The organism is Paenibacillus yonginensis (genome assembly GCF_001685395.1).
In the GTDB taxonomy this organism is placed as follows: domain Bacteria; phylum Bacillota; class Bacilli; order Paenibacillales; family Paenibacillaceae; genus Fontibacillus; species Fontibacillus yonginensis.
Genome location: NZ_CP014167.1, coordinates 980,715 through 1,005,491, shown reverse-complemented (window position 1 = coordinate 1,005,491; position 24,777 = coordinate 980,715). Strand labels below are relative to the sequence as shown.

21 protein-coding genes and 1 pseudogene are annotated in these 24,777 nt (G+C 50.4%); 7 read left to right on the top strand and 15 right to left on the bottom strand.

Going from position 1 to position 24,777, the window contains the following annotated elements:
• Window positions 1-157: 157 nt before the first annotated feature.
• Window positions 158-907 (bottom strand): 2,3-diphosphoglycerate-dependent phosphoglycerate mutase, encoded by a 750-nt coding sequence (gpmA, locus tag AWM70_RS04610; RefSeq protein WP_068694546.1) that lies wholly within the window; start codon window positions 905-907, stop codon window positions 158-160.
• A gap of 202 nt (window positions 908-1,109) precedes the next feature.
• A complete protein-coding gene (locus AWM70_RS24085) occupies window positions 1,110-1,238 on the bottom strand; it encodes a hypothetical protein (protein WP_257784537.1) in 129 nt (42 codons plus the stop codon).
• Between the two features lie 292 nt (window positions 1,239-1,530).
• Here AWM70_RS24085 and AWM70_RS04605 point away from each other — a divergent pair, with 292 nt between their 5' ends.
• Complete coding sequence (locus AWM70_RS04605) at window positions 1,531-2,205, top strand: tetratricopeptide repeat protein (protein ID WP_068700369.1); 675 nt, start codon at window positions 1,531-1,533, stop codon at window positions 2,203-2,205.
• A 206-nt stretch (window positions 2,206-2,411) separates the two neighbouring features.
• Here the strand turns inward: AWM70_RS04605 and AWM70_RS04600 are convergent, their stop codons facing one another.
• Entirely contained in the window at window positions 2,412-2,861 is a 450-nt protein-coding gene (locus tag AWM70_RS04600) for a GNAT family N-acetyltransferase (protein WP_237167827.1), read from the bottom strand.
• 100 nt (window positions 2,862-2,961) lie between these two features.
• Window positions 2,962-3,633: a ribose-5-phosphate isomerase RpiA gene (gene rpiA / locus AWM70_RS04595; protein WP_068694545.1), complete on the bottom strand. Its 672-nt coding sequence runs from the start codon at window positions 3,631-3,633 to the stop codon at window positions 2,962-2,964.
• Between the two features lie 92 nt (window positions 3,634-3,725).
• On the opposite strand from rpiA, the gene AWM70_RS04590 reads away from it, so the two are divergent.
• Window positions 3,726-3,926, top strand: coding sequence for a hypothetical protein (locus AWM70_RS04590; RefSeq protein WP_068694544.1), 201 nt, complete (start codon window positions 3,726-3,728; stop codon window positions 3,924-3,926).
• A gap of 164 nt (window positions 3,927-4,090) precedes the next feature.
• Here the strand turns inward: AWM70_RS04590 and AWM70_RS04585 are convergent, their stop codons facing one another.
• From AWM70_RS04585 to AWM70_RS04575, 3 genes and pseudogenes are all read right to left on the bottom strand, one after another.
• Window positions 4,091-5,335, bottom strand: coding sequence for a bacillibactin exporter BcbE (locus AWM70_RS04585; protein WP_068694543.1), 1,245 nt, complete (start codon window positions 5,333-5,335; stop codon window positions 4,091-4,093).
• Window positions 5,336-5,409: 74 nt separating this feature from the next.
• Window positions 5,410-7,777: pseudogene (gene helD / locus AWM70_RS04580) on the bottom strand (RNA polymerase recycling motor HelD).
• 249 nt (window positions 7,778-8,026) lie between these two features.
• Window positions 8,027-9,049, bottom strand: a complete 1,023-nt coding sequence (locus AWM70_RS04575) for an FUSC family protein (RefSeq protein ID WP_068694542.1) — start codon at window positions 9,047-9,049, stop codon at window positions 8,027-8,029.
• A 165-nt stretch (window positions 9,050-9,214) separates the two neighbouring features.
• Between AWM70_RS04575 and AWM70_RS04570 the strand changes: the two genes are divergently transcribed.
• Complete coding sequence (locus tag AWM70_RS04570; protein ID WP_068694541.1) at window positions 9,215-9,784, top strand: hypothetical protein; 570 nt, start codon at window positions 9,215-9,217, stop codon at window positions 9,782-9,784.
• Between the two features lie 116 nt (window positions 9,785-9,900).
• Here AWM70_RS04570 and AWM70_RS04565 read toward each other — a convergent pair whose 3' ends face one another.
• Complete coding sequence (locus tag AWM70_RS04565) at window positions 9,901-11,460, bottom strand: gluconokinase (RefSeq protein ID WP_068694540.1); 1,560 nt, start codon at window positions 11,458-11,460, stop codon at window positions 9,901-9,903.
• Between the two features lie 290 nt (window positions 11,461-11,750).
• On the bottom strand, window positions 11,751-12,842 hold the full coding sequence (locus AWM70_RS04560) for an AI-2E family transporter (protein ID WP_068694539.1): 1,092 nt from the start codon (window positions 12,840-12,842) through the stop codon (window positions 11,751-11,753).
• A gap of 489 nt (window positions 12,843-13,331) precedes the next feature.
• On the opposite strand from AWM70_RS04560, the gene AWM70_RS04555 reads away from it, so the two are divergent.
• On the top strand, window positions 13,332-14,411 hold the full coding sequence (locus AWM70_RS04555; RefSeq protein ID WP_068694538.1) for a bifunctional 3-deoxy-7-phosphoheptulonate synthase/chorismate mutase: 1,080 nt from the start codon (window positions 13,332-13,334) through the stop codon (window positions 14,409-14,411).
• 97 nt (window positions 14,412-14,508) lie between these two features.
• On the opposite strand, the gene AWM70_RS04550 is transcribed toward AWM70_RS04555, so the two are convergent.
• The 5 genes from AWM70_RS04550 to xylA form a co-directional block, all read right to left on the bottom strand.
• On the bottom strand, window positions 14,509-15,387 hold the full coding sequence (locus AWM70_RS04550; protein ID WP_068694537.1) for an aminoglycoside 6-adenylyltransferase: 879 nt from the start codon (window positions 15,385-15,387) through the stop codon (window positions 14,509-14,511).
• A 50-nt stretch (window positions 15,388-15,437) separates the two neighbouring features.
• Window positions 15,438-16,517: a lactonase family protein gene (locus AWM70_RS04545; RefSeq protein WP_068694536.1), complete on the bottom strand. Its 1,080-nt coding sequence runs from the start codon at window positions 16,515-16,517 to the stop codon at window positions 15,438-15,440.
• 98 nt (window positions 16,518-16,615) lie between these two features.
• Window positions 16,616-17,650 (bottom strand): Gfo/Idh/MocA family protein, encoded by a 1,035-nt coding sequence (locus tag AWM70_RS04540; RefSeq protein WP_068694535.1) that lies wholly within the window; start codon window positions 17,648-17,650, stop codon window positions 16,616-16,618.
• Window positions 17,651-17,843: 193 nt separating this feature from the next.
• Window positions 17,844-19,340: a xylulokinase gene (gene xylB, locus AWM70_RS04535; RefSeq protein ID WP_068694534.1), complete on the bottom strand. Its 1,497-nt coding sequence runs from the start codon at window positions 19,338-19,340 to the stop codon at window positions 17,844-17,846.
• A 42-nt stretch (window positions 19,341-19,382) separates the two neighbouring features.
• Window positions 19,383-20,699 carry a xylose isomerase gene (xylA, locus tag AWM70_RS04530; RefSeq protein WP_068694533.1) on the bottom strand — a complete coding sequence of 439 codons (1,317 nt, stop codon included), beginning with the start codon at window positions 20,697-20,699 and terminating at the stop codon, window positions 19,383-19,385.
• A gap of 215 nt (window positions 20,700-20,914) precedes the next feature.
• On the opposite strand from xylA, the gene AWM70_RS04525 reads away from it, so the two are divergent.
• Together AWM70_RS04525 and AWM70_RS04520 are read left to right on the top strand one after the other, a co-directional pair.
• Window positions 20,915-22,102 (top strand): ROK family protein, encoded by a 1,188-nt coding sequence (locus tag AWM70_RS04525; protein WP_068694532.1) that lies wholly within the window; start codon window positions 20,915-20,917, stop codon window positions 22,100-22,102.
• A gap of 112 nt (window positions 22,103-22,214) precedes the next feature.
• A complete protein-coding gene (locus AWM70_RS04520) occupies window positions 22,215-22,541 on the top strand; it encodes a hypothetical protein (RefSeq protein WP_068694531.1) in 327 nt (108 codons plus the stop codon).
• A 193-nt stretch (window positions 22,542-22,734) separates the two neighbouring features.
• Here the strand turns inward: AWM70_RS04520 and AWM70_RS04515 are convergent, their stop codons facing one another.
• Complete coding sequence (locus AWM70_RS04515; RefSeq protein WP_068694530.1) at window positions 22,735-23,736, bottom strand: aldose 1-epimerase; 1,002 nt, start codon at window positions 23,734-23,736, stop codon at window positions 22,735-22,737.
• Between the two features lie 110 nt (window positions 23,737-23,846).
• On the opposite strand from AWM70_RS04515, the gene AWM70_RS04510 reads away from it, so the two are divergent.
• Window positions 23,847-24,755 carry a C40 family peptidase gene (locus AWM70_RS04510; RefSeq protein WP_068694529.1) on the top strand — a complete coding sequence of 303 codons (909 nt, stop codon included), beginning with the start codon at window positions 23,847-23,849 and terminating at the stop codon, window positions 24,753-24,755.
• Window positions 24,756-24,777: the final 22 nt, after the last annotated feature.

Genomic DNA, 24,777 nt, shown 5'->3' with positions numbered 1-24,777 from the left:
GCCCTGTTCATTTTCGCGTATTTCTTATTATGAGCAACTGCTGCATACCGGAACAAAGGCCGACAAGAAAGCAGCAGATGTTCAATTCCCGGCGTTATCTGCAGATATCCCCAGTCTTGGGGAGATCTAAGAACGGAAGCCATAACAGACATAGCTTTTATTCCATGATTTTTCCCGGATCGGCCACTTTCTCGATTTTCTGTTCCGTGCGTTCTTCACTGCCCAGGTAATATTTATCTATTGGCTTCAAGTCGTCATCCAGCTTATAAACAAGCGGCGTTCCCGTTGGAATGTTCAAATCCAGAATTTCCTGGTTGCCAATGTTCTCCAAATATTTAATCAATGCTCTCAGACTGTTGCCATGTGCGGCGATAATTACTTTTTTGCCGTCCTTGATCTGCGGTGCAATCTCCCGGTTCCAATAATCTTCAACCCGGACCACCGTTTCCTTCAGGCTTTCCGTGAGCGGGATGTATTTGTCCTCCACGTCCTTGTAGCGGATATCGTTCCGCGGGTAACGTTCGTCGTCTTTTGTCAGCGAAGGAGGGAGCACGTCATAGCTTCGGCGCCATAACATCACCTGCTCATCGCCGTATTTTTTGGCTGTATCCAGCTTGCTGAGTCCCTGAAGGGCCCCGTAGTGGCGTTCGTTCAGCTGCCAGGTTTTATATACGGGAATCCACAGCAGATCCATCTCCTCAAGTGCAAAAAACAACGTTTTGATCGCTCTTTTCAGATACGATGTGTACGCCACATCAAAGGTCAGCCCTTCCCGCTGCATCAATTTGCCCGCTTCGTGGGCTTCATGAATCCCTTTCTCCGAAAGATCTACGTCCGTCCAGCCGGTGAACAGGTTCCCCTGGTTATATACGCTTTCCCCATGTCTTAACAAAACCAAAGTGTACATTGGTATGCTTTACACTCCTTTCGAACCTAGCCCTTATGTTATTACCCTGCCTGCAACATTCTTATTCTTTTATACCGAACCGCTGCCTTTAAACCAGCCGGATCGCCCGCCGAGGCTGGGGAGAGGAGATACACAGCCTTGCGGTGGACTGGAGCATAATCTCCTCTACCGACATGGCCGGTACACAAGCAACCCTTAATCCCTATTCACCACCAGACTGCGATGACCGCCGGTTCATCTCCTTCAAAAGGCCGTGCAGCACCTCTGCTGCTTTGGTCATATGCTCAAGCCTGGCCGCGGTTTGAACATGCTGCAGCTGCAAGAAATCCATTGGATTTCTCTTCCTGGACCGCTAATCATAGCTAGGCAGCTATCGTTTTAAAGTTATTTATATATTATACACAATAAAAAGCTTTCCTTTAAAATAATCAAGTTATTTCAAAATGAAGACAAAGGAGACACTACAAATGCATGGATTTCGTTTAATCTTCCATGACAGGAAGAATTTTATTCTTCATAAAACGAGCTTGCCCGATCCAACGATCCGGATTTTGTGCGTTCGCCGGGTGCCAGCTTTCAAAATATGGTATAATGGCCCCAAATGTGTCAGTTTGGAGGTCGTCATGGGCAAGCTGTTTATTTTTTTTATTTTATGGCGAATATTAGGTAATCCTTTGCTCGCTATTTTAGTGCTTCTTATCGTTGTATATTTGCTGGACAGACGGTTTGTCGGCATCTTCCCCAGTCTGACCAAGCCGTTCAAACGGCGGCGCCATATAACCAAGCTCCGTCAACAAATCGCAGCCAGCCCGTTTGACGTCTCTTCCAAACGCGAGCTAGCCCGCCTGCTGATAGAACAGAAACGATACAGGGAAGCTATGCGTCTCCTGGACGAAAGCCTGGCTTATTCGGAGGAATCTGCGGAGTTCTGGGCGGATTACGGCCTGGCTTCACTGGGAGTGGGACAGCTGGAGGAGGGAGAGCAGCGAATTCTGAAAGCTTTTGGACTCAATGAGCGCGTCCAGTATGGCCAGCCCTATCTGAAGCTCGCATCGGCTTTTCGAAATGAAGCTCCGGCCAAAGCGCTGCATTATGCGGAACAGTTCCGGGGCATCCAATCCTCTTCCATTGAAGCTTATTATTTGCTCGGCCGGCTTTATCAGGGATTAGAACGGAAGGAAGACGCCAAATCCGCTTATGAGGAAGCCCTGCTGATTTATAGACAGCTTCCGAAATACAAGAAACGCCAGGAACGCGGGTTTGCTCTGCGAAGCTACCTCAAGAAAATCTCGTTATAGAAGCGCCGCAGAAATACAATAGAAGTGCAATTGGAATCGGAATTGCAAACGGAATTGCAGTAGAACGAAACCCATCGAACTTCATAATCAAACTTCAATTCACCCAAGAGATGGCGCCCATACTGGGCGTACTGACAAAGAAGCCGGCGGTTCTCTCCGCCGGCTTCTTATATAATACCTGCCTAGATATAAATCCTGTCAGGAATTTAAAACTCGTCTTCCCTTTCCACCGCATGGTAGACACACAAGAACTGTTCATCTCCCGAGGCAGTGACGCCATGGCTGGTAACAATAAATCCGATATTGCGATAAAAATCAGCTGCTTCTTCATCCACTACAGCTTTAATGGTATCAGGCGACTGCTCCATCAAAGCTTCCAATATTAAACCACGGCCAAAACCCTGGTTGCGATATTCGGGAAAGACGCAGATGTGCTGAATGGTCAGCGTGCCTGATTCCGGATCCATATGAAACCCGATCAAACCCAGCGTTTCCCCTTCTTCCTGATACAGGCGAAGTAGATAACCGTTATCCTCGGCTTGATACAGGGCCTTGGCAGCCGCCAAAGCTTCTTCGTCCTCATGCACAGCCAATTCCAGAAGTTCCGTGACCTCGGAATGATCAAGACCAAAGTCTCGTTTCGCATCAATCAGCACAAGAATCCCCCCTGTTTTTTTAATCCTTCATGGCAAATTGCAAACTACTTATTCATTTTATCATGTTACCCGGAACGAAGAAAAACTCTTCCGTCTCCCTTTATCTGGTGCGAACGGTTACCGTTCCGTCTTCGTTGCCAAGCACTACCGTTTCGGCTATGCCGACGAACAGACCATGGTCAACTACACCGGTCATGGCCTTCAATTCAGCTGCCAGCTTCTCCGGATCTGTAATTCTACCAAAAGAAGCATCCACAATATAGTTGCCGTTATCCGTAACATAAATACTTCCGTCCTGTTGGCGGAACTCCATAGGGACGTCATATTGCTTCCGTAAATGTTCTAAGGTCCATTCGCAGGCGAACGGAACCACCTCGATCGGCAGCTTAAAGATCCCCAGCACGGGGACATCTTTGCTGGCATCGGCAACAACGATCAGCTTGTCGCTCTTCAAGGCGACCATCTTCTCGCGAAGCAGCGCGCCGCCGCCGCCCTTGATCAGGCACATTTGCGGATCCACCTCATCCGCGCCGTCAATCGTTAGATCAATATGCGGAATATCCGCTGCTTCGAACAAAGGAATATTTAATTCTCTGGCCAGCTTCTCGGAAGCCTTGGAAGTGGCGATTGCCTTGATCTCCAAACCTTCCTTTACGCGTTCTCCAATACGCTGGATGGCCCAGTAGGCCGTAGAGCCCGTTCCGAGCCCGACCGTCATGCCTGGTTTCACCCATTCGACTGCGCGATAACCCGCCGCTTGTTTTCCATTCATGTCTTTTACCCTCCACGATACTTGCAGGTCCATGTTATTTTCGCCCGCCAATTGATATAATCATTGATGATAATGAAACGATGAGGTGACCCATGAGAACCGAACAACAAATTAAATCCAAAATCAACGAACTCGCTATGCAAAAGAAACGTCTAGAAGACCGGCTTGCACAGCTGCAGCCGGACCAGGAATCCCAGCGTCCTTCTTTGCAATCTCAGCTGGAACGTCTGGACGATATGATACTGATGCTGGAATGGGTACTTAACGCTCCCTCCGGGAGCTACCATATGTAGGGCAGCCGTCTGCCGAAATTGAAGCGGAGCCGTAGAATAAACTTGCCTGTATTATCATACCAAAAGCAGACGGGCCGCAAAACTGTTTTTTTATGCCTTAACGATTTTAATCCCGGGCGGACAAAGAAAAACAGCTGGCTGATCTCTCATCCAGCTGTTTAAGATTAACCCGAAGGAGCGGGGCGCGGGATTTGTCCTCCGCCTTCCTTCTTCTCCGGTTTGGGTCTAACCGCAAACAGAATAAGCACAAACGCGACCAAAGAAATACCTGCAATCACAAAAAACATCACCCTGTGACTCGTATTTACAAGCAGCGATACAGCCGGAGGCCCAAACGATACCCCTATAAACCGCATGCTGTTGTACAAAGAAGTCACGGTTCCCCTTATCTCCTGATCAATTCCTTCCGTGATCAGAGAATCCGTACATGGCAGCACAACGCCTATCCCCGAACCGCAAATAATCAGACAGCCAATAACAAAATAAATGTTATTAAACAGCCCGATGCCAAACAACGAAACCGTGGACAAGACCATGCCGGAGACGCCGGACCATTTCATTACAGTTTTGTTTTTCCCAATCTTCTTCCCGGTGATATAAGAAGCCAAACACAAAACAGCCAGCGGGATGGCCAGAACAAGGCCTTTGACTACCCCATGCAGATGATGTTTCACTTCAAGCTGCTCTGACAAATAAGAAAGCACCCCGAACAGCAGGAACATACAGATGCCGCCAATGGCGAATATGGCATAAAGCCAGCGGCCTTCTTTTTTCAGAATCCCGCCGACGGCATGAAGCACCTCTCGAAGGCTCTTCGGCTCCTCTTTCGCTTTCTTTGGTTTTTTCACGAGAAACAGAACAAGAAGCAGCGAAATCAGGCATAACACCGGAATGGATATAAAAGGCAGGTACCATAACACCATGCCCAGCGCCGCTCCGAGTATCGGGCTGATCACCTTGCCGAATGTATTCGAGGTTTCGATTATGCCAAGACCTTTACTGACTTCTTTATCATCTTTAAATAAATCACCGACGAATGGAATCACGATTGGAAAAGCGCCGGCAGCGCCTATTCCCTGAATGAGCCGGCCCGCCAGAATAATCCAATAAACCAGCTTGCCGCTTCCAAACCAGACTGCTGCTCCACACACCGCTCCTCCAGCCCCGGCCAAAATCAGACTGGGAACAATCACCGCCTTGCGTCCCAGACGATCCGAAAGATAACCGGCTACCGGAATGAGCAAAATGGCAACGATCCCATACACCGTAATCAACATGCTTGCCTGGAACGAACTAATCCGGAGTTCCTGCGAAATCTGCGGAAGAATCGGGATTAGCATCGAGTTGCCGAGCGTCATAATGAACGGAATGGAAGCCAACGCAATTAGTGCCCCTTTATTGTTGCCCACTGAATAGACCACCTTTCAAATGTGTGAAGAACACATCCGTGTTAGTGTGGTTCATTCCGCTCATTATTATCCGTTTATCCGTTTATCCGGGTCGCCTCAAGTTCAACAGTCCGATAAGCTGCAGGTTTAACAGATCGGATGAACGGCGACGGCTCTCCCAGACTGTACACATGAAGCAGGTGCATGGCTCTCGTACAAGCCGTATAAAAAAGCTTCCTTTCCGATTCACGGCGGTACCGCTCCTCAGAGGCATCGTAAATCAGCACAGCATCAAACTCCACGCCCTTAGCCAGATAAGCCGGAATCACATGGATGCCTTTCTCAAAGGAAAGCGTTGTTTTCTTGATCAGCTTCAGCGCATGCTCTTCCTTCAGCCATTCATACGTTATCCGGCTTTCTTCAGCCGTTTTGCAAATAATGGCAATCGTTTCGTAGCCTTCCGCTTTCAAACGGTCCAGATCGGCCGAGAGCGCGGCTTTCAGGTGATCCGGCTGGTGCGCAATTCTGACCTCCGGCAGCTCTCCATCCCGGTTAAATGGAACAATCTGCTCCCCGCCTTCGATCATTTGCCGCGTGAAATCAACGATTTGGCGGGTTGAACGGTAGCTTTGAGTCAGCGTAATTTGCTCGGTTTCTTCCTCTCCATACAGCTGGAATAACGTGGAGGTCTGCTGCAGGATGGAACCATGGGCATAAATCGCCTGATTGAGGTCGCCAAGCGCGGTCATGCGCGCTCTCGGGAACAATCGCTTCAGGAAAAACAGCTGAAAAGGCGAATAATCCTGCGCCTCATCAATAAATACATGACGGATATTGCCGTTGGAACGGAACCCCAGCAATTGTTCCCGCAAATAAAGATAAGGAGTTGCATCTTCGTAGGCAAGCTCGCCTTTCTCCAAATTGTCCAGGGTGAATTGGCAGATCTCATCCCAGGAAGCCGGCAAATCGCCGCCGCTTGCCCGCTCCATAACGGCTTTATTGGCAAACAGCTGCGCATACAGCCCTTTGACATCCACAAAACGCAACGCCTTCACCCATCTTCGCAGCGGCTTCAAACGATCGCTGACGACCATGCGGGCCAAAATCAGCTTTTCATCTTCATAGTCGGTGAAGGAACGGTTTTTTTTTGCGATTTTGCCGCCGCATGCGCTGATAAGCGATCTGATAATCTTCACTGTCCAGCAGCTGCATTTGCTCTTCTACCCAAGGCTCCCCAACCTCTCGTTTGCTGAAATCAGCCAGTTCCTTAAGCAGCCATTCCCGCAGCAAATCGCAGCGGTTCGCCAAAGTAATGCTGGAATCGTAAGCGTAGAACCGCTCGCGGATCTGGTCCCGGCTGATGATTTCTTTGCCCTGAAAGCGAAGCGGCCTGAACAGCATTCCTTCGGTTTCAAGCATGCTCCGGTAGCCGTTCATCGCCTGAAGATACAGCGACGAAGATTTGTAGCGAATGCCTTCTATCCTAGCGTCATATCCCGGGCTGCCGCTTTCTCCTGACAGCACATATTCCATCTGTACGAACGGGTCCTCCAACTGGAATTCCCGGCCGATTCGATGCTCCAGATACTCCTGGAAGGTCGTTTGCAGCATATTTTCCTCGCCAAGCTCCGGCAGCACCGTTGATACATAACTGTTAAACATAGGATTCGGGGAAAATAAAATGACCTGATCCGCCTGCAGGTGCTCGCGGTACTTGTACAACAGATAAGCAACCCGCTGCAGCGCTGCCGAAGTTTTACCGCTGCCAGCCGCTCCCTGAACAATAAGCATCCGGCTGCGATCATTGCGGATGATCCGGTTCTGCTCCCGCTGGATCGTTGCTACAATGCTTTTCATCTGGGCATCCGAGCTTCTTCCCAGCACCTCCTGCAGCAGTTCGTCTCCAATTGTCACCCCTGTATCAAACATTAGCTTGATTTGAGCGTCCCGGATCACAAATTGACGCTTCAGCAGCATTTCACCCTCAATTTCCCCTACAGGGGTCTTATAAGAAGCCGGCCCTGGCGTACTGTCATAATACAAGTTGGAGATCGGCGCACGCCAGTCATAAACCAGAAACGTCTGGTCGTCCTGATCAAGCAAGGAGGCAATGCCTAAATAAATTTGATCTGCCGGTTCTCCGCGCTCCGCAAAGTCGATCCGTCCGAAATAGGGGGATTGGCGCAGACGTTTCATCTTGGACAAAGCCGCGTAGGAATGCTTGTGGCTTCTCTCCCGTTCGGACAGCACCTCCGACTGCTGACGCAAGCTGGTCGAGGTCTCGCCCACATCATCCGCTTCACTAAAGTTGATGGTGACATCGTCCCAGAAATCACGGCGCATCTCCACCACGTCGGTCCGGACGTTTCCCACTTCACTTTCCAATCCTTGAATTCTTTTATCGATCACTTCCACCACGTGATTAACCCGGTTTTGTTCATCCTTCCGAGTCTGTTCGGTCATATCCAAACCATTCATCCCCTCTTCTCCAGGTTGCCTATTGACAAATATATATTTATGTGATAAAATTCTAACAGAAGTATTTTCACATAAAATTTATTTCTTCAGTCCATTCTTTATTGTATCAGTTTACGGCAGTCTAATCAATTCCATTCGAATTCAAATATGAATTTTAAAGTCCCGCCAATAGGCGGGACTTTTTTTAATTATAGCGGCGGGCTGATAGCTATCTATGGCGAAGCGCGTAGTTCTTCAGGCCTCAGCATGCTCGGGTGAATGTCCGGCCAGCCGGTTCAGACGTTCAAGCTGATGTCCGTAATCATAAAGCGCTGCGGTCACAATAGCAAGCCGAAGCGTTCCATCCTCATCCTCTTTATATAACCTCAGCATCTCTTTCAGGAACAAATCGTTCTCCTGCTGAATACAATCCGAATCGACCGATCCCGGCTTTAATTTATGATCGAATTTGAGCATGATTTGTTCATGGAATTTAATCAGCTTCTCCATTTGCTGATCAAATTTAAGGTCAATTTCTTTGGACCGGCCGACTTGGAAATAATGCTCCTGGGTCGCCTCAATCACTTCATAGCCTTTGCGCAGTGTATTAAGCATCTGCTTGTAGACGACCAGCTGGCGGCTTACGCCGAACTTCGGCTTCTTCAGCTTCTTCTGATCCTCTTCCATCAGCTTGTATTTCCCGTTGATCGAATTGATATCGTTCTCCAAGGCACGCTGCTCATCTTTAAAAATATTATCCTTCATCTCATCCGATACCGCTGTCCGCATTAATAGAGAGAGACGGTCAAAGGTTTTCCGCACCTCCGACACGAATTGAACCTTCGGCTTTGGCGGAAAAACAAAGACATTAATCAGAAAAGCCGAGACGATGCCGATCAAGCTCAGTACAAAACGGGTCACGGCAAAATCCCATTGCCCCGAAGCTTCCATAACCGCCACCACGGTTACTAAAGTAATGCCGATGGTATCCCCCATTTTGAACTTAAGACAAATCATAATAACAAGTATACATACAATCCCAATCGCAAACGGCTCTGAGGAGAAAACCATGCCGGCCAGCAGCGCAAGAACTGCCCCCAGCGTATTGGTCTGCAGCTGGTCGATCAAATACCTCCATGAACGATAGATCGAGGGCTGCATCGCAAAAATAGCGGCAATAGCCGCAATGACCGGCGAACCCATTTGCAGCCAAAGCGATGCATATAAAGCCAGCGTTACCGCTAATCCAGTTTTGAACATTCTGGCGCCAAAATTCAAATGTAACCCTCCCGACACACCTAAAAAATCATTTTACCTCTTACCCTGCTCAGATCCCAAAAACAAAATTTATCTAATTTTAAGGTGATTTTTAGGTAAAAAGTTGGTTTTTGTCAACAATAAAGGATGGAGCGAACAAAATTAATGACAGAGGTGGAACAAAACATGATGAACCTGAAAGCAACCGCCCTAGCAGCCGGAGTCGTCAGCCTTACCCTGATGGCCGCACTGCTGCCGGCGCCTCAAAAGGCTTTTGGACAGGCTCCTGCTTCCCTCCAGACCGCGGCAACACCTCCGGCTGACTGGGATGCCAGCAAGGCTTCACCGAAGGACGGTGAAGATCATGGGCATAAGCGGCATCACCACAAGCCTTTTTTTGCCGGCTATGCGGTCCGGACAACAGCCGACTTGATCGGAGTGGAGAAAGCCGAGCTGGTGAACCAGCTGAAAGCCGGACATACCCTGATGCAGATCGTGAAAGAGAAGAAAGGCTGGTCGGAGAGCGAATATATCGGCAAATTGACCGAAGCTACCTCAAAAAGGATTGATTCGGCCGTCCAAAACGGCAAAATCGATGCCGAGCGGGCAGGTAAACTCAAAGCTGCCCTGCCTGCCAAATTCAAGGAAATCGTTAACCGCGACTGGAGCAAACAGCTCGAGCAACGCGATTCCAAAACCGGCGCTCCGGACGGCATATTCCGTCAACACGAAGTCAAAATGCAGGAATCGAACTAACGGTGACAACGCTCCTGGACAGCCGTCCAAGATAATTAGGAGGAGTTAGGCCTTAAGCCTGCTCCCCCAGCCTTCTAAACAAGCCGCTTGAAATCAGCGGCTTGTTTATTTTCCCCTTATTGATCCGGCGTCGGCATAAAACCACCTGTGCGCTGGAATTCAGCCATAACTTGAAACTCGGATTTCAGCTTGCTGTATAACCGTTCATACATGTCAAAGAGCTGCAGATAAACCTCGCTGTTCTGAAGATTCGGTTTGTGGGTCTCCGAAATGCGGACCCAATGTTTCACGTCCTCCAGCGCCTCAAGATCCTTAACGCCATATAACGCGATAGCTGCGGCGCCAAGCGCCGAAGCCTCCTCCACTTCCGGCACCAGCAGCTCCTTGCCCATCACGTCGGACAAAATCTGGCGCCATACAGCTGAGCGGGCAAAACCTCCGGAAGCGATAATTTTTGTGGCCGGACCGGCCAGGTCCCGCAGGGCAACACCAATCGAGAAGATGCTGAAAATAACGCCTTCAAGCACAGCCCGGATAAAATGCTCCCTCTGATGCCGCAGGCTGATCCCGAAAAACAACCCCCTCGCGTCCGGATTCCAGATTGGCGCTCTTTCCCCCGTAAGAAACGGCAGAAACAGCAGTCCCTCCGCACCTGCCGGCACCTTCTCAGCATATTGGATCATCAAATCGTAAGGGTCGATATTCAGCCTTTTGGCTACCTCCACTTCAGGCGAGCCAAACTGGTCGCGAAGCCATCTGAGCATGATGCCTCCGTTATTGGTAGGGCCTCCCACCACCCAATGCCTCTCGGTCAAAGCATAACAAAAAGTCCTCTGCTGACCATCCGTCAGCGGCTTATCCGTCATCATTCGTACGGCTCCGCTAGTTCCGATCGTGACCGCTACTTCCCCTTCACCCATCGCGCCAACCCCCAGGTTCGCCAAAACGCCGTCACTAGCCCCGACGACCACCGGCGTTTGTGGATCCAGCCCCATATGGCCGGCCAGCGTCTGGTTCATGCCCTCAAGGATATGGGTGGTCGGAACCGGCTGCGGCAGACGGGAACGCTCCAATTCAAGCAGCTTAAGCGCCCCCTCATCCCAATCAAGCTTTGACAGTTCAAACATTCCTGTAGCCGAAGCCATCGAATAATCCATGATATATGTACCGAATAACCGGAACAGCAAATATTCCTTGATCCCCACGAACATGGCCGACTTCTGGAAGGTCTCCGGGTCTTCCTCCTTCATCCATAACAGCTTGCATAGAGGAGACATGGGATGAATCGGTGTGCCCGTGCGCAGATAAATGTCATGGCCGCCGTGCTGTTTTAACCGCTCAGCTTGACTGGTGCTTCTGTTATCCGTCCAAACGAGCGAACGGGTAAGCGGCTGTCCGTCAGCGTCCAGGGCGATGAGCGAATGCATGGCTGCGCTGAAGCCAATGGCTATGATCTTCTTGGGATCGGCTTTGCTCTTAAGCAGCACATGACGAACGGCATCTACAAGCGCCTGCAGAATTTCCTCCGGATCCTGCTCGGCCCAATCCTGCTGCGGCTGATACAGCGGGTATTCCGAGCTGTGTTTGGCCATCATCGTTCCGTTTGGCCCAAACAATACGGCTTTAAGGCTTGTAGTACCGATATCCAAGCCCAGCACCCTTTCATCCTGCTTCATCATCCTCAGCTCCTTTTATTTGTAATAAACCTAAAGTTGTCCGTTTTCATTTTTCTTATCCTTAAATATTCTTACCCGTTCCCCTGCCACTTGCATCCTGGTCTCATTTTACAGGAACAAAGATGACGGTTCCAATAAAAAAGCCAGCGAACAATCACGCAAAACATCCGCGAGACATTCCGGCAAACAAAAAGCTGCCCGTCTTCTTGCTTAGGCAGCCTTTCCCTATGGTTATAAGCTCCCGCCCCTTCGTTCAGACAATGTCTTACGATGAAGCTGCGGGAGAAATATTATTCATTTCTTTCCGGTTCATCCGGGCTTTTAGCTGGTTCTGTCTTAAGCTCTGCCGCTGGCGGCGGCGAAACGGAAATCGGCACCTCCAGAATATCCAGCAGGAACATGAAGACCGGTACGCCGACAATCAATCCCCATACGCCATAAAAATGCTCCGAAACAATCAGGATCATAAAGGTATAGAAGATCGGCAAATGCGTTTTGTTGGACATGAACTTCGGATTCAGCACGTAGGACTCAATTGCATGAAGAACAATAATCATAATCAGGACATATATAATTTTGACCGCCCCGCCAATCTTAAACGCTATCGCGCAAAGCGGAATCAGGGAAACGATCACCCCCATAACCGGCACGAAACCAAGCAGCAGAATCATGATGCCCAAAGCAAGCAGGTTGGGAAAACCGAGAATCCACAGGAACAAGGTGGACAGCGTCGCATTCACCAGCGCAATCAGAAATTGAACCTCAATGACTTTACCGAAGGAATGGACAAATTTGCTGCCGAAATATTCAAGCTCTTCAAAAATGTAAGCCGCTTTACTCGAACGGAAATTGGCTGTAAAACGGGTAACCTTCTCTTTTTCAAGCATAAAGAACAAACTCAGAATTAGCGCTATAAATAAATTAAGGCTCAGCTTGCCAATGTCGGACAACGTATGCAATAGAAAATTAAAGCCGCCGGAAATGTAACTCGCCAGATCAATATCCTTCAGCGATTCCATTAAGTAGTTAACGACAACATTGTCCGGCAAATCAATCGGAGGTTTGTTATAGAAGGAAATCACCTGATTGACCAAATCGCTCAGCTCGTTAATAAAGAGAGGCAAATATTTATAAATTCCGCTGGCCAGCAAGCCGACTAATACCAAATAAATGACAATGACAGCCAGTTTCCTGCTTAACTTTAACCGAGGCCCTCCAAACTTCATAACAAAACCATGCAGCCTGTTGATTAAATAGGTGAATATAAAGGTCAGCAGAATAATGTTGAGCATACTTTTGAATAGGTAGAGCGCAAGCAGTACAAAGATTAGAGCGATGACCCGCCTAACGCCAGGTATGTAGAAAAATTGTTTAAAAGTCATGCGTGGGTGTGCTCCTTCGAATCAAAATAGGTCTTAGCCTATTTTACGCATTAAACGCAAAAAGGTCTCAACTTTTTTCTGGCAGTTTTTCTTTCCGTATGAATTTTGGGCCAGGATAACCTTGACATCAATTCGGCAACGTCCTATAATCCGAGTTAACATTGATAAATGCTTTGACGGAGACTAGTAACGCAAAATTTGCTTCCTGAACAGGGAATGAGGAGCCGCAGATTGAGAGCCCTCTGAGGATGCCATGCGCCAATTCACTCCAGAGCAGGCTTTTTGAACGGAAGCCCTTAGAATGGGCTCTTCCCTAGTAGAATCGCCCGGGGTCACGCCGTTATCGTGATTTGAGCGGGAAACTTCACAAGTTGTCCAACAAGGGTGGTACCACGGCTTCAGCCGTCCCTTGATGGGCGGCTTTTTTATTTTCCTACAAGTTTGATTGACGCCTGTTATTATATTTTCATGTACAGAGGAGAGATTAGGATGAATGAAACGCTGGAACTGCTTCGCACCCGGCTTGACGAGATTAACATGGAGCTTCTGCGCCTGCTTAACGCCCGCGCCGAAGTTGCCCGGAGCATCGGAGAAATCAAGGAAAAACAAGGCGTGCCCAAATTTGATCCGGTACGCGAACGCGAAATGCTCGAGGAGCTGGTCAAACACAACCCAGGCCCCTTCAAAGATGCCGAAATCAAACAGCTGTTCAAGGAAATCTTCAAAGCTTCCCTGAATCTGCAGGAAGAAGAACATAAACGCCAGCTGCTCGTCAGCCGCAAGAACCAGCCGGAGAACACCATCATCGACCTTAAAGGCATTACGATCGGCGGACCTACGCAGGTTATGGTAGCCGGCCCGTGCTCGGTTGAGTCTTATGACCAGCTCCGCACAGTAGCTGCCGCTCTCAAAGAAGCCGGTGTCAAGGTCATGCGCGGCGGAGCTTTCAAGCCAAGAACCTCGCCTTACGATTTCCAGGGTCTTGGCATCGAAGGTTTAAAAATGCTTAAGGAAGTCGCCAATGAATTCGGGCTGGTCACGATCAGCGAAATCGTCCATCCTGCGCATATCGAACTTGCTGCCGACTATATCGACGTCATTCAAATCGGCGCGCGCAATATGCAGAACTTCGAGCTTCTGAAGGAAGCCGGCCAAGCCAAAATTCCTGTACTGCTTAAACGCGGAATTGCAGCTACGCTGGAGGAATTTGTTCATGCTGCGGAATACATTGCCGTCAGCGGCAATTCCAATCTGATGCTGATTGAACGGGGCATTCGCACGTATGAAAAATGGACCCGCAATACGCTCGACATTTCCGCAGTACCGATCCTTAAACAGGAAACTCATCTGCCAGTCATGGTTGACGTTACCCACTCCACCGGACGCAAGGACATTATGCTCCCATGCGCCAAAGCCGCCCTGGCTGCCGGAGCGGACGGCGTAATGCTTGAAGTGCATCCGGACCCGCAGACAGCGTTGTCCGATGCAGCGCAGCAGCTGGATATCCCGCAGTTTATGGCTTTTATGAACGGTGTGCGTGAATCCGGTCTCCTGAAGGAGCAGCAGTAACACTCTCCTAGATCAAGCCAAATCGCCATAAAGCTGATAATAGTCACTTTAAGCAATATAAACAAAGGAGCGCCGCTTGGCGCTCCTTTGCTGCTTTTTATTCCCATGTGAACTGGTCCGCATCCCTTGGAAGCTCCGACACTCGCCGTAAATAAGCAGTTACTTTCCTGTCGTCCTCCTCCGGATAGCCATATTGCATATGTTCAGCCACTTGTTTAGCCGTGCTTCGAAACAGCTCCGTCATGGCAAACAGAGCCTCCCACACGTCCTCCTCATGGGCACCGGCATAGGTATCCAGCAGCTGTTCCCAGTCTGATTCAGGCAGGTAAGCTTGCAGATATTTGCTGCTTTTGCCTGTATTGACAGAGAAATCCGTCCGGATGCCTGCCTGCCAGTTTAGCATTTTTAGCAGCATCGGCCGGACATGAGCGTTCAGATGGTCCTGGGCATAAAGTATTTCCCGTCTCCACAATCCCTTGGCTACGTAAGTGGACACCCACCAAAACTCATTGCAGCAGTCAGCGAACAGTTCGGCTGTTGGAGGTTGAACCCGATAATCTTCATCCGATGGCATGGCCAGTTCCGGTAGTCTGTTATCCTTGTCCAGCAAAACAACCGTAAGCTTGTCCTCCAGCAGATAAGCCTCCGCTTGTTCAACGGGAATCAGCCGCAGATCAATCCGATTGCCGTCAGCCAGCAGCATCAAATAAACAAATCTTCCGTTGGCTTCAGGCGGAACTAACGTCATCAGCTCAGGACACTGCGATATAATCCGTTCTCCGAACGCATCAATCCAGCCCGGATCCTGGATAAAGGACTGGACCTCTGTAACCAGATAGACTACATCATAATCTTGAAAAATATCCTTTGGAGCAGCTGGATTGCTCCGCGATCCGTTTAATGCTGCTGCTCTCACGCGCTCATCCCGGCCCGCAATGCCGAGAATCAGCTCCATCATTGTTTGTTCATCTCTCAGGGTTATCCCTCCGCCGCTTCCGCTTTTGGTAGTACCTAGCAGTATTTACCTTACAGATAAAAAGGCTGCACACAAACGGGTTTGGATACAGCAGCCGTAACCCCTGTGGCCTGAATCAGCCCCGTCTCCTTATTGACGCTGAAGACAACAAGATTATTCCCGTCCCGGTTGGCGGCAATCAAATAATCCCCGCTTGGCGTCAAGGCAAAATGGCGAGGGTGTCCGCCTTCTGTCGAAACATAATCCACAACGCTCAGTTCGCCAGTAGCCTGATCAACAGCCATAATCACGATGCTGTCATGTCCACGGTTGGAGCCGTAAACAAATCGTCCATCCTTGGAAACGGCGATTTCCGCTGTTCCGTTGGATCCCTCGAAGCCTGCCGGAAGCGTAGAGACGGACTGAATTTCGGTTAATGCTCCGCTTTCAGCCTCATAACGGTAGGACACGATGGTAGAGTTCAATTCATGGATCACAAAGACGTAAGGCTTGGAAGGGTGAAAGGCCAAATGACGAGGGCCAGCGCCTTGGGCAGTGCGGGTATCTCCATGGAACGTCAGCGTGCCGGACGCCGCGTCGAATTTATAGGTGCGGATCAGATCCAGACCAAGATCGTTCACCAACAAATATTTTTTATCCGGGCTGAAGAAGGCCGAATGAACATGGGAAACCGCATCGGCGGGCTGACCTTCCAAAGGCTCGTGATGTTTCTCGTCCGTCAGCTTTCCCACGGTCCCATCCTCATTCAGTTTGACAGCTCCGACTTTCCCCCCGTGGTAGCTGGAAACGAAGGCATAACCGAACTCATCCACCCGCTGGATATGGCAGAGCGTATTGTCCATATTGATATTGCGGTTCAGCTCGGCAAGTCTGCCGGTAGCCGGGTCTATAGAGAAAGCAACGGCTTCGCCGGCTTTTTTCCCTTCTGCGTTGACCGTCTCCGCAATGCTGTAAAGCTTATGTGCCGAAGGATCCACATTCAGGAAGGTTGGATTTTTTAAGCCGGAAATCTCCTGAATCTGAGCCAGCTCGCCGGTGCTTTCATTAAATTTGTACACGTATACACCAGGTCCATCGGCCTCCGCATATGAACCAATGAACAAGTATAGGTTTGGGTTGGAATTTGCCACAAGATGTCCTCCTCGAAATGATAAGTATATGACTTTATTTACATCTTAATCTTATCATATCACTTCGTTTTCATTGAGACCAAACCCAAACTTGATATTTAGATGCCTTGAGCCAAAGAGGCGCCTTGCTGTGCAGCGGTTTCCAGCACGATCCGCCGTTTCTCGCGGGCCGACCGACGGCAGGCGTCCAGCAAACGGAGATTCGCCAGCGCATCCGCCGCCGTGAAATCCGGCTGCTTCCCCTCCAGCACGATCCGGCCAAAATGGTCGATTTCAAGTACATATGCGTTTAAGGGACGTTCCCGGCTTTCACTCGTCTCCATGCCTTTATACAAGAAATAACCGGATTGTTCCTTGCCCGAGAAAGCATGGGGGATTTCAATGCGTCCCTCACTCCCTACAATTTCTAGACAACGTCTCTCCTCGCTCCATAAACCGCAGTCGAACAGCAAAGAAACCCCGTCCGGAAATTCCACAAGCCCGGAAGCCGTCATATCGACACCGCCATGCGCGTCCGAATATACGGCATGTACGGTCACGGCCTCCGGCTCCCTGCCGGTCAGCCAGCGGGCTGCGCTGAGCGGATACTCGGCAAGATCATACAGCGCTCCTCCGCCCCACTCCTGACGAAAGCGGATGTTGCCCTGTGCTTCCGAGCTGCTGCAGGTAAAGCAGCCCCGGATCAGCCGCAGTTCGCCAATCGCCCCCTGCCGGATACGCTGCCTGACTTCCTTAAACTGCGGGTGATGGCGGTACATCAGCGCCTCTGCATAATGTTTGCCTGTCGTCTCGGAAACAGACAGGACCTCCGCGAACTGACCGGCGGTCAAAGCGCCCGGTTTCTCGCATAAGACATGTTTGCCGGCCTGCATGGCAGCGATGCTCCATTCAGCATGCAAATGATTGGGCAGCGGGATATAGACGGCCTCTATTTCCGGGTCTTCAAACAGCTCTTCGTAATGCCCGTACGCTTTGATGGCTCCGCCCAACTCCTGTGCCAGCTTTCTGCTCTTCCTCAAATCCCGGCTGGCCACTGCTCCTACAATCCCCGTTTCGGATTCACGAATCGCCGGAATTACGGAATCGCGGGCCACGCTGGCAGTGCCCATAATCCCCCATCTCAGCTTTCTCATCGCACAGCACCTCCCCTGAGATCCATTATTTCTCCTTTATTAAGCCTTAAACGGCAGGCGGCGGTTTGAATCCCAGCCCGGTTTATGGCCATAATCATAAAAACCCCCCTTTCGTTGTATGAATGCCTTCATAACACGAAAGGGGGGTGGAAAAAGGTGGAAAAAGGTTGGACCTCTTATCTTGCATTCTTATCTACGAGCGGAACGGCCCCAGCTTGCGGTTCAGTGATTGGGTGCTGGTATACACGTCTTTATACAAAGGATATAAGTCGTTATACAGCTTAACCTGTTCTCCTGAAGGCTGATAGCTGGCCGCTTTGCCGATAAATTGGCCGGCGCATTCCTTCAAGGAGCTGAACCAGTTCAGGCCGGCAGCGGCCAGCATAGCCGCTCCCATGGCCGGACCCTGCTCGCTTTCCAGACGGACCACCTCGGCGTTGAAGATGTCGGCCTGCATTTGCAGCCACAGCTCGCTGCGGGCGCCTCCGCCGATCGACACGATCGTATCGATCTGTTTGCCGGCGCTGCGCAAGATTTCGATAGACTCGCGCAAGGAGAACGTAATTCCCTCAATCACCGCCCGGGTAAAATGCTCTTTCTTATGGCGCAGGTCCATGCCGATAAAGCTGCCTCGGATCGCAGAATCCGCATGCGGTGTACGTTCGCCGGACAGATACGGCGTAAACAGCAGACCGTCCGCTCCGGCCGGAACCGTGGCCGCACCCGCCAGCAGCTCATCGAACGAGATGCCCGACGCAAATGTATCCCGGAACCAGCTAAGGCTGCTTCCGGCCGCCAGGGTTACTCCCATGGCGTAAAAAGCATCCGGCTCCGCATGGTTAAAGAAATGGACCTTGCCTGCATAGTCAGCCGACGCATTCTCCTCGTAGGAGAGGATCACGCCGGAGGTGCCGATGCTGCACAGCGTTTCGCCCGGCCCCAGAATACCCGCGCCAGTGGCGCCGCAGGCATTGTCGGCCCCGCCGCCGAACACCTTGACGTCTGTGGTCAGCCCGCTTTGCTCCGCCATCTCAGGCAGCAGCGTGCCTACACATTCCGTCGAAGCAACCAGCTTTGGACAGAAGCTTTCGTCCAAACCAAAAGCCTCAAGCACTTCCGGACTCCAGCGTCGTCCGGCCACGTCCAGCAGCAAGGTGCCCGCTGCATCCGAATAATCCATGCCCAGCTCGCCCGTCAGGCGGTAGCGCAAATAATCTTTCGGCAGCAGGAACACAGAAGCTTTCGCAAACAGCTCCGGTTCATGCTGCTGCACCCAGAGGATTTTGGGCAGCGTAAAGCCTTCAAGCGCCGGATTCCGGGTGACGGATAACAGCTGCTCCCCAAGCTTCTCTTCAATCTGGCGGCACTGCTTGGTTGTGCGGGTATCATTCCAGAGAATGGCATTGCGCAGCACCTTGTGCTGCTCATCCAGCAGCACAAGGCCGTGCATCTGGCCCGAGAAGCTGATGCCCTTGACGGCTCCTGCTTCAATTCCGCTGTCCGTGACAAGCTTGCGGAGGGCGGAGAGGCTTTTCTCCACCCACTGCTCCGGCTCCTGCTCGCTATAGCCTGATTTAGGCGTAATGAGCGGGTAGGATTCCGATGCTTCGCCGCAAACCTTGCCTTCGCGGTTCACCAGCAGGGCTTTGACCGAGCTGGTTCCCAAATCGATGCCTATTACATACTCCATAGTCCTTCTCCTTTGCAAGCCTTAGAGCGGCCTCTTGTCGGCTTACAGATCTCCAAGGATGTATTGGTTCAGCGTAGCGCGGATCAGCTCAAGACGGCCGGATTTGTTGTTGACAGGGTTATTTTGCAGCGCAAATTCTTCCAAGGATTTCAACGTTGCTTTACCGGAAACGATGGACTCGCCCACTTCGCTCTTGAAGCTGGAGTAGCGGTCAGCAACAATGTTCTCGAAGTAGTTGTCTTCGATCATTTTGGCAGCCACTTTTAATCCTTTCGCATAAGCGTCCATTCCCGCAATATGAGCATAGAACAGGTCAACCGGCTCGAAGGAACCGCGGCGCACTTTAGCGTCGAAGTTTACGCCGCCTTTACCCAAGCCGCCGTTCTTCAGCACTTCATGCATAGTCAAAGTGGTGGTGTACAGATCGTACGGGAATTCGTCCGTATCCCAGCCGAGCAGCACATCGCCTTGGTTGGCGTCAAGGGAACCGAGCACGCCGTTGTCGCGGGCAACACGCAGCTCATGCTCAAACGTATGTCCGGCAAGCGTAGCATGGTTGGCTTCCAGGTTCAGTTTGAAATGATCTTTCAGATCGTAGCGATACAAGAAAGCAATCGTTGTGGCCGCATCGAAATCATATTGGTGCTTGGTTGGCTCTTTTGGTTTTGGTTCGATCAGGAATTGAGCATCAAAGCCGATTTCTTTCGCATAGTCAATCGCCATGCGGTAGAGGCGCGCCAGGTTGTCAAGCTCAAACGCCATGTCGGTGTTCAGCAGGGTTTCATAACCTTCGCGGCCGCCCCAGAATACATAGTTTTGTGCGCCAAGCTCTTTGCCGACTTCCAGGCCTTTTTTCACTTGAGCAGCAGCACGGGCATAAACGACAGCATTGCTGGACGTACCGGCGCCATGCGTGTAACGCGGATTGGTGAACATGTTAGCCGTATTCCACAGCAGTTTGGCTTTGCTGGTCTTCATGTAATCCTTCATCATCGCAACGATAACATCCAGGTTTTTGTTCGTTTCCTGAAGGGTATCGCCTTCCGGTGCGATATCGACATCGTGGAAGCAGAAGTATGGAACGCCTAATTTCTCATAGAATTCAAAAGAAGCTTCCACACGGAATTTTGCTTGATCCAGGCCACTGTAGCTGTCCCATGGACGAAGCGCTGTACCGCGGCCGAACATATCCGTACCGTCAGCTACAAAAGTATGCCAGTAAGCGGTTGCGAAACGCAGATGCTCTTCCATCGTTTTGCCGGCTACTACTTCTTTAGGATTATAATGTTTGAATGCAAGCGGGTTTTTGGAGGACGGACCTTCGTAAGCGATTACATTAATATCAGAAAAATGACTCATTTCAAAACCTCCCAGATTAAATGTTGAACTGATTTCGTTTATTATCATAATACAGGATCGTTAGTTTGTCTATTGGATAAACAAAGTATTTGAAAAAAAACGTCAGCAGCCTTACACTTACTATACAACGATAATCGGATAGCTGCCTGCATGGCGCCCCCGCTGGGGGTAACCGGCTGCAAACCTATACTATTTATGCTCTTCAGGGGGATTTTATGAAGCAAACCGGAGATTTGTTCCTAGTTAAGAAAATTAATAAGTCAATTGTGCTGGATATGATACGCAGCCGTTCCCCCATTTCCAGAGCCAAGGTTTCAGAATTGACCGGCCTTAATAAAACAACGGTCTCCAGCCTCGTCAACGAACTGATCGATGAACATCTGGTTCACGAAATGGGACCCGGCAAATCCAGCGGCGGACGCAAGCCGCTTATGCTGCTGTTTAACGAGCAGGCCGGTTATGCCATCGGCGTAGACGTGCGGATCGACTCGGTGACAGCCGTTTTGACCGACCTCGGCGGAGCGATCAAGGACCACTGCTGGTTTCAGCTGGAATCCAATTCGGCTGAACATATTTGCGGGGTTGTTGTTCGGGCCGTCAGGGAGCTGTCTGCACGTGCGCCGGAAAGCCCTTACGGGATTATCGGTGTAGGCGTTGGTGTGCCCGGCATCGTGGATGAGCAGGGCTCCGTCCTGTTCGCCCCCAACCTGCATTGGTCGGGCGTTCCCCTCCAGCAAATGCTGACCGAGGAGCTGCAGCTTTCTGTAGTCATTGACAATGAGGCCAATGCCGGCGCTGTCGGTGAACACAAATACGGGGCGGCCCAGGATACCGACAATCTTTTATACGTCAGTGTCAGCCACGGGATCGGAACCGGCATCTTATTAGGAGGACACCTGTACCGGGGTTCGTCCGGATTTGCCGGAGAAGCCGGCCATTTCTCCATCAAGCTGGACGGCGAACCCTGCTCTTGCGGCAACAAGGGCTGCTGGGAGCTTTATGCCTCAGAGAATGCGCTGCTGCTTGAAGCAGCCAAGCTTGACAGCGTGCGCAAGCACACGGGGGGCAACCCGCCTGCCCTAGAGGATCTGATCCGGCTTGCCGAAGACGGCGATCCTCAGGTGATTGCCGTTATGGAGCATGTCGGCCGCCATCTGGGCATCGGCATCTCCAATTTAATCAATCTGTTTAATCCTCAGCGCGTCATTATCGGCAACCGGATCGCTTTAATCGAACCTTGGATTGCCAAACCGCTGTATGACACGGTTAAAGAGAGATCTTTATCTTTTCATTACGCGAGAGTAAGCCTGGAAATCTCCCGCCTTAAGCTGGATTCCGGCGTGCTGGGAGCAGCTTCGTTTGCGCTGCAGGCCTTTTTCGCCAAAACCCAGATTTCTTTATAAAATTTTTTAGCATTTTTCACAAAAAAAATTTGTAAACACCTTATTTCCGCCTACCGAATATGTTATAATTGTAAGCGCTAACAGCACATCTTGTGAAGGGGGTTTTCTTAAGATGAATGTAGCCTATCCGGAAAGGGATGTTTACGAAAATTTCGAACCGGTTGAAGATGCTTATTTCTTTAAGGTGGGCAGCAAAGGACTTGTCAGCTTTTACGGACGAAACTATACCATAAAGAAGAAGTTGTCCGCCGAAGAACAGAACAGCCTGCTGACCCATCCTTGTTTTGTCCGCGTTGCTCACCAATGTTATGCGAACAAAGAGAAAGTGTCCGCTATTGAGAATCAAATGCTGCGCTTTGAGGATAAGGAATCTTATCCGAAGACTTTAAATGTCGCTCCCTGGCTGCAGCGTTACGTGAAGAAACAGCTGTCGCACTGATTTTATTTGCTCGAATCTACTCACCACGGAGAATCCGCTTACTCGAGCAGCCTCCCCGGCAGGTCAACGTTACTAGTTGTGTTGTCCGTCCCGTCACTTTTAGTTGACCATCCCCATATACGCACAAAAGACGTCCTCCGCGTAGAGAACGTCTTTTTGTTTGCCTTGTTTGTCTTTGATTATTAGGCTTTGGTTATCTGGCTTCCTTCACGTACAAACGGCTCGTTTCTTCCCAAATTTCCCCGGGTTCAAGACCAAACAATCCAATCTCCTCAGCCGGAAGATCCACATTGGGTGCATTCACCAGATTCATCTGCGGTTCCGGACAGAAGAAACCCGGTGTCCCGCCGTTATTCCAGATCATCCACTGTTTATAAGAAGTACCGACATCATATACGAGCGTCAGCTTCAGTCTGCTGTCCGTCAGCTCCATCCGGTTGCGGCCCTGCTGCGGCACGGCAGTATAATGGTTATCCATGGATTCTGCAAACGGATAGACGCCCTCTCCTTTGAGCCCCTGGTCAAAAGCAGACAAGTTCTGATAACGCCCTGTCGGCAGCATCCGTTCTGACAGCTCCCAGCGATCTCCGAGGGTCAGCTTCACCTTATAGTCGCTGCTATCGCTTTCTTTCGCGAAAGGAGCGTTAATGGCCGTGTGGAAGGCGAGAAGACGAGGCATGGTCTGCTGTCCGTCGTTTTTGATGAATACATGTTGGCTTAAGCCATCTTGGCTGAGCGAATAACGCAGCTTCATCGTAAATACAAACGGAAAATGGCCGTACACCCTGCTGTTCTCGTCCACCTGAATTTTAGCCGTAACGAAGCTTTCCTGTTCGGTTGTCCCTAACTCTTCTACTTCCCACGGAACCGTATGTAGAAATCCATGCAAATGATTGCCTGTAGCTTCTTCATTCACCGGAAATTGAAGGGTCTGCCCGTTCCAAGGGAACTTGCCGTCTTCATAGCGGTTTGGCGGGAATAATACGGGAATGCCATAAACGCCTGGAGACGTTTTAAATTCCTCGATCTTCCCTACCTCGGGTTCTCTCAGAAAGCTGTACCCCTTCTCGACATCCTTGAAAGCAATCAGATTGCCGCCGGTCTCGGGCAGCAGCACCGCTTCATAACGCCCCGCCTTCAGCCAAACTGCTTTCTCCCCCTGATAGGTTCCTTCATATGCCTGGTATTGGTTCATTTCAATTGGCTCCTTCCAAGTCAAGTCGTTTGTCCATTGCTTACATAATTCCGGGTTAATTATCACAAACTTCTGGAGTAGCTTATTCTCTAGAAATGGAGTGCACCTTTATGACATTACCCTTTTCCCTAAAAAAAATATCCGCCGCAGCTCTGGCTGCGCTGATCGCCCTTTCGACCACCTCCTGCAGCCATTCCAATCCCGGCAACAAAACGGCCTCCGATAAAGGCAGCAGTCCTAGAACCCTCTCTTTTGACAATAAGCAGGGGTACCACGACAGCTCTACAACATTGAAGCAAATTCCGCTTTCCCTTGCGGCCAAGCAGCTTGGATTAAATGTCATCCGGCGTGGCGATGAATTTCTGGTCGGCTTTACCGACGTCCTCTACCGGGCCAAAGCCGGACAGGCCGAGGCTATGTCGATGAATCATCCCGTGATTCTAAGCCATGCTCCTGAGGCCAGAAATGACGATTTGTATTTTACACGAAATGCCATGAGCGACTTGCTCGGCACCCAGATTGGCTGGAACGGCCCCAAGCAGGAAATTATTTTTGCCCCGTTCCCCGGACGGCTTGCGGACGACCGTGTAATTCCCGGAAGAACACCTCGCATCCATATCCAGAGCACTGCCGATGTAGACAAGCTGATTGCTTTCGCCAAAACGTTTATGGGTACAAAATATGTGTTTGGCTCCGATGATTATGAGGATACCGGAACCTTCGACTGCTCGTCCTTTACTCAGCATGTATTCGCCAAATTTAACGTCCAGCTGCCAAGGGTGGCCAAAGATCAGGCAAACACCGGCACTCCGGTCAAGAAATCGGAGCTTCAGCCAGGCGACCTCGTCTTCTTCACCGTTCCCGGACGTTTCCAGGACGATAAAATCGCCGGACACGTCGGCATCTACATCGGCAACGGCAGCTTCATCCATACCTACGGGGACCCGGGCGTACAGATCAGTGATCTCGATTCCAGTTATTGGAGCGGCATGTATCTTGGGGCTAGAAGAGTCATCTGACTTTTCGGCTCCTTTTTTTCAC